The organism is Oleiphilus sp. HI0086 (assembly GCF_001635225.1).
Window position 1 is genome coordinate 1 of record NZ_LWFZ01000286.1, and the last position, 526, is coordinate 526.

The window sequence follows — 526 nt, forward strand, 5'->3', positions numbered from 1 at the left end:
GGTATAAGGCTAAACAGCTCACCGTAAATGATTTGGTCTTTAACCAAATAGGGCTGCTCGCAACTAATATCTGTACCTTTAATGACGTTCTCAAATGCATCTAAGGAAATATCCTGGATGCCCTGTGCAAGCTCGATAGGATAGTACATGCTGCACACATATGAGCTGATTAGCTCGTCTAGAGCTTCAGGTGTCTCAAGTGTATAAACACCTGTAATTGCTTCCTGAACATCAGGGTCAAGGTCTTGCGTATCAGTAAGGCTGCTTCTACGAAGAAAAATCGGTAGTTCAGGTCGTGTATGATGAATTTTCATGCACAAATCTAAACCGGTGAAGCCGTTCGGGTCAGGATCCTCTGATAGAAATATTGCGCCGAGGTCAACGTTAGACTTTAGTACGTCATCTATTTCGTTCGAAGCATCTTTAATGCCGATCATATTATTGCCTGTACTAACTTTTAGGCCGACAAGCTTATGCTTGGTGCAGACTTCTTTGAGTACAGATAGTGCATCATCATTACATTCGT

Annotated in this window: 1 protein-coding gene; it reads right to left on the reverse strand. The window is 42.2% G+C overall.

Annotated features, from left to right (window positions below):
• Window positions 1-526 (reverse strand): hypothetical protein (locus A3756_RS27180; protein WP_197481146.1); only part of this gene is annotated, 526 nt, incomplete at both ends.